The organism is Streptomyces aureus (genome assembly GCF_001418135.1).
Taxonomy (GTDB): domain Bacteria; phylum Actinomycetota; class Actinomycetes; order Streptomycetales; family Streptomycetaceae; genus Streptomyces; species Streptomyces aureus_A.
This window is the reverse complement of sequence record NZ_LIPQ01000200.1, coordinates 1-8,693: the sequence shown is the minus strand read 5'-3', so window position 1 is coordinate 8,693 and position 8,693 is coordinate 1. Positions and strand designations below refer to the sequence as shown.

Below are 8,693 nucleotides of genomic sequence, written 5' to 3'. Positions count from 1 at the left end.
GTTCTTGAGGCCGAAGGGCTCCAGGTCCACCAGGAAGTGGTGCTTGTTCGGCAGGTTGAGCCGGACCTCGTTGACCGTGGAGACGTTGTCGAGGACCCGGTCGGCCATCGCGTGCAGCGTCTGCTGGAGCGAGTAGCTGTACGTCTCCGCGAACGCCTCCAGCAGGTGACGGCGCACCTTCTGGTACGAGCGGTCCCAGTCGTGCTCCTCGTCCGCGGCCGCCGGGGCCGAGTTCGCCCAGCGGGCGGTGACCTTGGTGGCGAGGATCCGGTCGTACGCCTCCTGGAGCGTCGTGTACCTGTCCTTGATGAAGCCGTGGAACTCGGAGTTCGTCGAGTTCATGACGGTGAGGTCCTTGAGGCCCGAGAGGACCTGGAGCCCGGTGTTCGCCGAGTAGGTGATCTGCGCGGTGCGGACCTCCTGGCCCTTGCGCGCGAAGGAGTGCTGCTCCTTGCGGGTGGGGACGGAGATCCGCTCCCAGGCGTACTCCTCCACCCGGATCTGCGCCTCGTGGATCACCGCCTGCGAGGTCACGAAGTGCTTGGCCAGGAGGATGCCGAAGGCCTCGGGGGAGGCCACGCCGTGCTCCTTGGCGAAGGCGTAGACCGTGTTCTTGGTGGTGTCGGTCGGCAGGCAGTTGCCGTTGTCGCCGGTCAGATGGACGTCGCGGTACTCACCGCGCAGCGCCACCGACACGTTCAGGTCGCGGATCTCGTGCCATGCGCCGTCGTTGCCCTTGCGGGTCACGGCGACGATGCGGTTCTCGGCCTTGCCGTACTGGTTCTGCGCCAGGACGTGCTTGCTCATGTGCTGCTCAGCTCCTGCGGGTACGTGGATACGGATATCCCGTACGCCCGGCGTCCAGCGTCCCCGTCGTCCCCGAGGGTTCCGCTCCCCGCCGTCCGACCCGTGAACGGCGGGCCGCCCCGGGACTGACGAGCATCCCGGTCCGTAGGTTCCGCTCGAAGATATGTCCCCTTCCGGCCACTGGCAATGGGGGAGCGCCGAACCCGCGGGAGCCCGAGATCCGTGGGCCAGGTCACCCGGACGTACGAGACGCGTCAAGACGGGCATCGGCGGCGTTAGGGGCACGTCAACGGAGGCGGCGAAGCGGCCGGGGACAGGTTTCCTCGACTCGTCCGAGAATCCGTTCTTCCTTCTTCCTGCATCCGGGAGCTCACGATGGCCGACGTGGCCTTCGTCGTCACCACGATCGCGGTCTTCGCGCTGGTGGCCTTCATCGCCAAGGGGGTGGCCAAGCTGTGAGTGCCGAGAACATCGTCGGCCTGCTGGTGGCCGCCGCCCTCCTGGGCTACCTCGTCCTCGCCCTCGTCAAGCCCGAGAGGTTCTGAGGCCGATCATGAGTCCCGTTCTTGCCGGCGTCCTCCAACTCCTCGCCCTTCTGGTCGCGCTCGGCCTGTCGTACCGCCCGCTGGGTGACCACATGGCCAGGGTCTACTCCTCCGAGAAGCATCTGCGGGTGGAGAAGTGGATCTACAAGGGCATCGGTGCCAATCCGTCGGTGCAGATGCGCTGGCCCGCGTACCTCCGCGGTGTCCTGGGCTTCTCCGCGGTGAGCGTCCTCTTCCTCTACCTGCTCCAGCGGGTACAGGGGTCGCTGCCCGGCTCGCTCGGCTTCGTGTCGATCGACCCGGACCAGGCGTTCAACACGGCCGCCTCCTTCGTCGCCAACACCAACTGGCAGTCGTACTACGGCGAGCAGGCCATGGGCCACGTCGTGCAGACCGGCGGCCTCGCGGTGCAGAACTTCCTGTCGGCGGCGGTGGGCATGGCGGTCGCGGTCGCCCTGGTGCGCGGCTTCGCCCGGTCCCGCACGGGCGAGCTGGGCAACTTCTGGTCCGACCTGGTCCGGGGCACGTTCCGCGTCCTGCTGCCGATCTCGGTGATCGGCGCGCTGGTGCTGGTGGCGTGCGGTGCGATCCAGAACTTCTCCGGCATCCACGAGGTCGGCCAGTTCATGGGCGGGACGCAGCAGTGGAACGGCGGGGCGGTGGCCTCGCAGGAGGTCATCAAGGAGCTGGGCACGAACGGCGGAGGCTACTTCAACGCCAACTCCTCCCACCCCTTCGAGAACCCCAGCGGTCTCTCCAACCTCTTCGAGATCTATCTGATCCTGGTGATCCCGTTCGCGCTGACGCGGACCTTCGGCCGGATGGTCGGCTCGCTCAAGCAGGGGTACGCGATCCTCGGCACGATGGCCACGATCTGGCTCGGTTTCACCGCGCTGATGATGTGGACCGAGTTCGCCCACCACGGCCCCGCCTTCGACATCGCCGGTGGTGCGATGGAGGGCAAGGAGACCCGGTTCGGGATCGGCGGCTCGTCGATCTTCGCGGTCGCCACCACCCTGACCTCCACGGGAGCGGTGAACTCCTTCCACTCCTCGTACACCGGCTTCGGCGGCGGCATCACCATGCTGGGCATGCAGCTCGGCGAGATCGCGCCCGGCGGCGTCGGCTCCGGCCTCTACGGCATGCTGATCATGGCGGTCATCGCGGTGTTCGTCGCCGGCCTGATGGTCGGCCGCACCCCGGAGTACCTGGGCAGGAAGATCGGCACCCGCGAGATCACGTTCGCGGCCTGCTACATCCTGATCACCCCCGCCCTGGTCCTCGGCTTCACGGCGGTCGCGATGGCGCTGGACACGCCGGCGGACTCGATGACCAACTCCGGCGCGCACGGCTTCTCCGAGATCCTCTACGCCTACACCTCGGGCGCGAACAACAACGGTTCGGCCTTCGCCGGGCTGAACGCGGACACCCAGTGGTTCAACTCGACCATCGGGATCGCGATGCTGCTCGGCCGGTTCCTGCCGATGGTGTTCGTCCTCGCGCTGGCCGGTTCGCTGGCCGAGCAGACCCCCGTCCCTCAGACGGCGGGCACCCTGCGGACCGAGAAGCCGCTGTTCACGGGCCTGTTGGTCGGCACGATCCTCATCATCACCGGTCTCACCTACTTCCCGGCCCTCGCGCTGGGACCGCTCGCCGAAGGGCTCGCAGCATGAGCACCATCACTCCCACCAGGCCCCCGCGGTCCGGGGCGCCCAGCGGCCGGCCGGCCGAGGCCGGACGCGTCGGCGGCGGACTGTTCGACCCGAAGCAGCTCGTCGCGTCCTTCCCGGACGCGATCAGGAAGCTCGACCCGCGGGTCATGGTCAAGTCCCCCGTCATGTTCGTGGTGTTGATCGGCTCGATCGTCACGACCGTGCTCGCGGTCAGGAACCCGGGGGACTGGTTCGGCTGGGCGATCACGGTCTGGCTGTGGCTGACGACGATCTTCGCCAACCTGGCGGAGGCGGTGGCCGAGGGCCGCGGCAAGGCGCAGGCCGACACCCTGCGCAAGGCCAAGACGGACACGGTCGCCCGCAGGATCGTCGGCGCGGACGAGGAGCGGGTCCCGGGAACGGAGCTGCGCATCGGCGACCTCGTGGTCTGCGAGGCCGGCGACATCATCCCCGGCGACGGTGACGTCGTCGAGGGCGTCGCCAGCGTCGACGAGTCGGCGATCACGGGCGAGTCGGCCCCGGTGATCCGCGAGTCCGGCGGCGACCGGTGTGCGGTGACGGGCGGCACGAAGGTGCTGTCGGACCGGATCGTCGTGAAGATCACGACGAGGCCCGGCGAGACCTTCATCGACCGGATGATCGGCCTCGTCGAGGGCGCGGCCCGGCAGAAGACGCCGAACGAGATCGCGCTCAACATCCTGCTCGCCTCGCTGACGATCGTCTTCCTGCTCGCCGTGGTCACCCTGAAGCCGTTCGCGATCTACGCGGGCGCCGACAAGCAGACCTCGCTCATCGTCCTCACGGCCCTGCTGGTGTGCCTCATCCCGACGACCATCGGCGCGCTGCTCTCCGCGATCGGCATCGCGGGCATGGACCGGCTGGTCCAGCGCAACGTCCTCGCGATGTCGGGCCGCGCGGTCGAAGCGGCGGGTGACGTCTCCACGCTGCTCCTCGACAAGACGGGCACGATCACCCTCGGCAACCGCCAGGCCTCGGAGTTCGCCCCGGTGACCGGGACGACGGAGGCCGAACTGGCCGACGCCGCCCAGCTCTCCTCGCTCGCCGACGAGACCCCCGAGGGCCGCTCGATCGTGGTCCTGGCGAAGGAGAGGTACGGCCTCCGCGAGCGTCACCAGGACGAGCTGGCCGGTGCCCAGTGGATCGAGTTCACCGCCCAGACCCGCATGTCGGGTGTGGACGTGGACGGACGCAAGGTGCGCAAGGGCGCGACCGGTTCGGTCGTGGCGTGGGTGAAGGAGCGGGGCGGCAGTGTCTCCGCGGACGCGCAGGCGCTCACGGACCGGATTTCCCAGGCCGGTGGCACGCCGCTGCTCGTGGCTCTGGAGGACGCCGAGGGGGCGCGCGTCCTCGGCGTCGTCCACCTGAAGGACGTCGTGAAGGAGGGCATGCGGGAGCGGTTCGACGAACTGCGCCGCATGGGCATCCGTACGGTCATGATCACCGGCGACAACCCGCTGACCGCGAAGGCGATCGCCGAGGAGGCCGGGGTCGACGACTTCCTCGCGGAGGCGACGCCCGAGGACAAGATGGCGCTGATCAAGCGCGAGCAGGCGGGCGGCAAGCTGGTCGCGATGACCGGTGACGGCACGAACGACGCACCCGCGCTCGCCCAGGCCGACGTCGGTGTCGCGATGAACACCGGCACGTCGGCCGCGAAGGAGGCCGGCAACATGGTCGACCTCGACTCCGACCCGACCAAGCTCATCGAGATCGTCGAGATCGGCAAGCAACTCCTCATCACCCGTGGTGCGTTGACGACGTTCTCGATCGCCAACGACGTGGCGAAGTACTTCGCGATCATTCCCGCGATGTTCGCGGTCGCCCACCCGTCCCTGGACAGGCTCAACATCATGGGCCTGACCTCGCCCGAGTCCGCGATCCTCTCCGCGGTGGTCTTCAACGCGCTGGTCATCGTCGCGCTGGTCCCGCTCGCCCTCAAGGGAGTGCGCTACCGGCCGTCCAGCGCGGACTCGATGCTCCGTCGGAACCTGGGGATCTACGGCCTTGGCGGCCTGATCGCCCCCTTCGTCGGCATCAAGATCATCGATGTGCTCCTCTCCCTCATCCCCGGAATCGGCTGATCATGAACAACTCCGCAGGAAGCACAGGCCGTCTGCTCTGGGCGGGCCTCCGAGCCCTCCTCGTCCTCACCGTCCTGTGCGGTGTCCTCTACCCGCTGGCCGTCACCGGGATCGCCCAGGTGGCCTTCCCCGGCAAGGCGAACGGCTCCGAGGTCACCGACGCGAGCGGCAGGGTCGTCGGCTCGGAACTGATCGGCCAGACCTACGACCTGCCGCTGAAGGAGGGCGAGGAGACGGCGGCGCCCGACCTGAAGTGGTTCCAGCCGCGTCCGTCGAACGGCCTGGGCGCCAACAGCGTCAACACCCAGTACTCGATCATCCTCTCCGGTGCCACGAACCGCTCGGGCGACAACGCGGACCTGATCCAGTGGGTGAAGGACGCCAAGGCCGCCGTCATCAAGGACAACTCGACGGCCGACCACAGGGTGAAGCCCTCGGACGTCCCCGCCGACGCCGTCACCTCCTCCGGCTCCGGCCTGGACCCGCACATCTCCCCGGAGTACGCGAAGCTCCAGGTCCACCGGATCGCCGAGGTGAACAAGCTGGACGTCAAGGCGGTCGACAAGCTGGTCGCCGACCACACCGACGGCCGCCTCCTCGGCTTCATCGGCGAGCCCCGCGTCAACGTCCTCCAACTCAACATCGCCCTCAAGCAGCTCGTGACGGCGAAGGGCTGAGCCCGGCCATCGGCCTGCCGGCCGCTGCCGGCGGCCAGCGCCCCGGCCATCGGGCTGCCGGCAGTCAGCGCTCCGGCCATCGGGCTGCCGGCCGCCGCCGGCGGCGGTCAGCGCCCCGGCAGCACCCGGGTCTCCACCGTGGGAAGCCCCTTGACCCACCAGTGGTCGTAGCGGCTGTAGACACGACGGTCACGGGTGGCGAGGAAGCCGTCGAGCGCCTCGGCCTCCCTCGCGAGTTCCGCCCAGACCGGGGCGGGCAGCGGGTGGAAGGCCGAGGCCTCGACGCCTCCCTCGACGAGGCGCCAGACCCCGGCCACGTACCCGTCGACGAGCAGCGTCGGCAGCGTGTCGCCGTTCACTCGGATCACATGCTTGCGGTACTCGGCCGGGATGACGCGGCTGCGGTCCGCGTAGGCCAGCAGGACGCTGTCCCACATCGCCAGCAGACGGGGCGGCGCCGGGACGTCCTCGTCGGGCCGGGGCGCCCCGGGGACGTCGTACAGGAGGACCCCGCCGGGACCCTCCGACTGATCGAGCTCGCCCCCGAGAAGCCGTACCGCCTCGCGCACCTTCCCCCGAGGCGCCATCGTGAACTGCGCCATGTCGGGTACGGACGCCGGCCCGAAGCCCTCCAGATATCGCCGGATCAGGACGGCGAGCCCCGCCGTCGCCGCCTCCGGATCGCCGAGCACGGGCAGCGGCGCGTTCGCCGTCACGAACGACTGCGCCGCCCCGAACGACCACGGCGGCCCCGTCGGCGCGTGCCACAGCGGCGCGTACTGCCGCATCATCCGCCACACCACGGCCTCCACCGGCCCGCCCCGCGCCGCTTCGAGGCGCCCCCTCATCTGCGCCCCGCTCCGGGCCTCCCCGGCGTAGTCGAGGAGAGCGGGCAGCAGCGCGTCGGCGTCGTCGGCCGTGAACCCCGCCGCCGTGAACCGGGGGTCGTGGAGCCGTGAACCGCGCAGGGTCGGCTCCATGCCCTCCCGGAACGCCCGGTAGTCCTCGGCGTGCACCACATGCAGCGTGAGCCGCATCAGGGTCGACCTGACCACCTCGAAACCCTCCACGGCCTTGTCGAGCAGCGCGGGATCGAATCCGGCGACGCGGTTCCACAACGCCACGTAGGGCGAACCCGGTTGCTGCGCCTGCAGCGCCACCACCCGGCGCACGGCCTCCCCGACACCGATCGGCACCCGGTCGAGGAGGAGCTGCCGGGCGAGAGTGGAGCGGTTGAGGGCGCGCGCGGAGATCACCATGGCGCGATTGTCCCCCGGTCCCGGCGCCCGCGGGCCGGAGTCGCGCGTTCACCCAGGACTCGCCACGACGTCGCACACCCGACGCCCACCGTTGTGGCCGGAACTGGACCATGAGGCCGCCTCCATGGGCGACATTCCAGATGTTCAGAGGGAGTTCAGATGAATCCGCGCCTCATGCGCCGCCCCGCCGTCGTGGTTCTTCCGCTGTCCGCCGCGCTCGCGCTGACGGTGGTCATGGGTACGGCCGAGGCGGAGCCGGCGCGGCACGGCTCAACCGCCCGGGTCGTCTCCACCTCGACCCTGCCGGACATCCCGCTGGCCGCCTTCAGCAACGGCCTGCTGCCCGGCAGCGTCGACGACGACCGGGACGTCGACCTGGGCGGCATCGGCAGCGACCTGTACCCGGCCGAGCGGAGCGGCGAGTACTGGACGGTCACCGACCGGGGCCCCAACGGGCAGATAGCGGTCGGCAAGGAGAAGCGGCGCACGTTCCCGGTGCCCGGCTTCGACCCGGCGATCGTGAAGGTCCGCGCGGTCGGCGGCCGGATCCAGGTGCTGAAGTCCATCCCGCTCACCACCGCCTCCGGCGCGCCCGTCACCGGCCTGCCCAACCAGCCGGGCCGCGACGAGGCCCCGTACGACTACAACGCGACGACCCCGCTCGCGTACAACGTGAACGGCCTCGACACCGAGGGGCTCGTACGGGACCGGGACGGCGGCTTCTGGCTGGTGGACGAGTACGGCCCGTCGCTGGTGCACGTCTCCGCCAACGGGCGGGTCCTGGCCCGCCACGTCCCCAAGGGCCTCGGCCTGACCGGCGCCGACTACCCGGTGATCGAGTCGCTCCCGTCGATCTTCCTCAAGCGCAAGATCAACCGCGGCTTCGAGGGCCTGGCGCTGCTCCCCGACGGCGACCTGGTGATGGCCCTGCAGAGCCCGCTGCTCAACCCGGACAAGGCCGCCGGCGAGGACTCCCGCAACACCCGCCTGCTGCGCTTCTCGACCCGCGAGAACCGCGTCACGGCGGAGTACGCCTACCGCTTCGACCCGGTGGGCGTCGTGGAGCCGGGGCAGACGAAGACGTCGGAGCTGAAGATCTCCTCGATCGTGGCGCTGGGCGGCGACCGGGTGCTGGTCCAGGAGCGCACGGACACGTCCTCCCGCGTCTACGAGGTACGGCTCCGCCGCGGCTCCGACATCCTGGGCTCCCCGTGGGACACGACGGCCCACCCGGCTCTGGAGCAGCTCGACGACGAGGCGGCCGCCGACGCCCCGGTCCTGGCGAAGCGCCTGGTGGTCGACCTGAACACGGTCGAGGGCGTCCCCGGCAAGATCGAGGGCATCGCGGTGGAGGGCTCCTCGACCCTGGTCCTCCTCAACGACAACGACTTCGGCATGTCGGACGGCCCGGCGGCCTTCGATGCGAACGGGCGCCTCGTCGACAGCGACGTGGACACCACACTGGTGCGCGTCCGCCTGCCGCACCGCCTGCGCTGACGCGTCAGGACACCGCGCGGGCCGCTTGGACGTCAGCACTGCGGTGACGCGGGCCGCGTGGACGTCAGCAGTGCGATTTGCGCGGGCCGCGCGGACGTCAGAGCGCCGTCTACGCGGGCCGCGTGGACGTCAG

7 protein-coding genes are annotated in these 8,693 nt (G+C 70.0%); 5 read left to right on the top strand and 2 right to left on the bottom strand.

All coding sequences use genetic code 11. The features are described from left to right. The coding region (gene pucL / locus AOK00_RS17910) for a factor-independent urate hydroxylase (protein WP_055601311.1) at positions 1 to 807 on the bottom strand (807 nt) is incomplete at its 3' end. Positions 808 to 1,262: 455 nt separating this feature from the next. On the opposite strand from pucL, the gene kdpF reads away from it, so the two are divergent. The 4 genes from kdpF to AOK00_RS17890 are packed head-to-tail and all read left to right on the top strand — an operon-like array spanning position 1,263 to position 5,804. Beyond that, positions 1,263 to 1,352: a K(+)-transporting ATPase subunit F gene (gene kdpF / locus AOK00_RS17905; RefSeq protein WP_033204243.1), complete on the top strand. Its 90-nt coding sequence runs from the start codon at positions 1,263 to 1,265 to the stop codon at positions 1,350 to 1,352. A gap of 8 nt (positions 1,353 to 1,360) precedes the next feature. Next, positions 1,361 to 3,025 carry a potassium-transporting ATPase subunit KdpA gene (gene kdpA, locus AOK00_RS17900; protein ID WP_055601310.1) on the top strand — a complete coding sequence of 555 codons (1,665 nt, stop codon included), beginning with the start codon at positions 1,361 to 1,363 and terminating at the stop codon, positions 3,023 to 3,025. After that, positions 3,022 to 5,127 (top strand): potassium-transporting ATPase subunit KdpB, encoded by a 2,106-nt coding sequence (kdpB, locus tag AOK00_RS17895; RefSeq protein ID WP_055601309.1) that lies wholly within the window; start codon positions 3,022 to 3,024, stop codon positions 5,125 to 5,127. The genes kdpA and kdpB overlap by 4 nt, the downstream gene beginning before the upstream one ends. Before the next feature lie 2 nt (positions 5,128 to 5,129). Further along, positions 5,130 to 5,804, top strand: a complete 675-nt coding sequence (locus AOK00_RS17890) for a potassium-transporting ATPase subunit C (RefSeq protein WP_055601308.1) — start codon at positions 5,130 to 5,132, stop codon at positions 5,802 to 5,804. A gap of 107 nt (positions 5,805 to 5,911) precedes the next feature. On the opposite strand, the gene AOK00_RS17885 is transcribed toward AOK00_RS17890, so the two are convergent. After that, positions 5,912 to 7,063, bottom strand: a complete 1,152-nt coding sequence (locus AOK00_RS17885; RefSeq protein WP_055601307.1) for a winged helix DNA-binding domain-containing protein — start codon at positions 7,061 to 7,063, stop codon at positions 5,912 to 5,914. Positions 7,064 to 7,222: 159 nt separating this feature from the next. On the opposite strand from AOK00_RS17885, the gene AOK00_RS17880 reads away from it, so the two are divergent. Continuing rightward, positions 7,223 to 8,560: an esterase-like activity of phytase family protein gene (locus AOK00_RS17880; RefSeq protein WP_055601306.1), complete on the top strand. Its 1,338-nt coding sequence runs from the start codon at positions 7,223 to 7,225 to the stop codon at positions 8,558 to 8,560. The last annotated feature ends 133 nt before the right edge of the window (positions 8,561 to 8,693 follow it).

Coding starts and splice junctions, on each gene's coding strand:
- AOK00_RS17880 (WP_055601306.1), top strand. CDS start 7,223: ATGAATCCGCGCCTCATGCGCCGCCCCGCCGTCGTGGTTCTTCCGCTG.
- kdpA (WP_055601310.1), top strand. CDS start 1,361: ATGAGTCCCGTTCTTGCCGGCGTCCTCCAACTCCTCGCCCTTCTGGTC.
- kdpB (WP_055601309.1), top strand. CDS start 3,022: ATGAGCACCATCACTCCCACCAGGCCCCCGCGGTCCGGGGCGCCCAGC.
- AOK00_RS17890 (WP_055601308.1), top strand. CDS start 5,130: ATGAACAACTCCGCAGGAAGCACAGGCCGTCTGCTCTGGGCGGGCCTC.
- AOK00_RS17885 (WP_055601307.1), bottom strand. CDS start 7,063: ATGGTGATCTCCGCGCGCGCCCTCAACCGCTCCACTCTCGCCCGGCAG.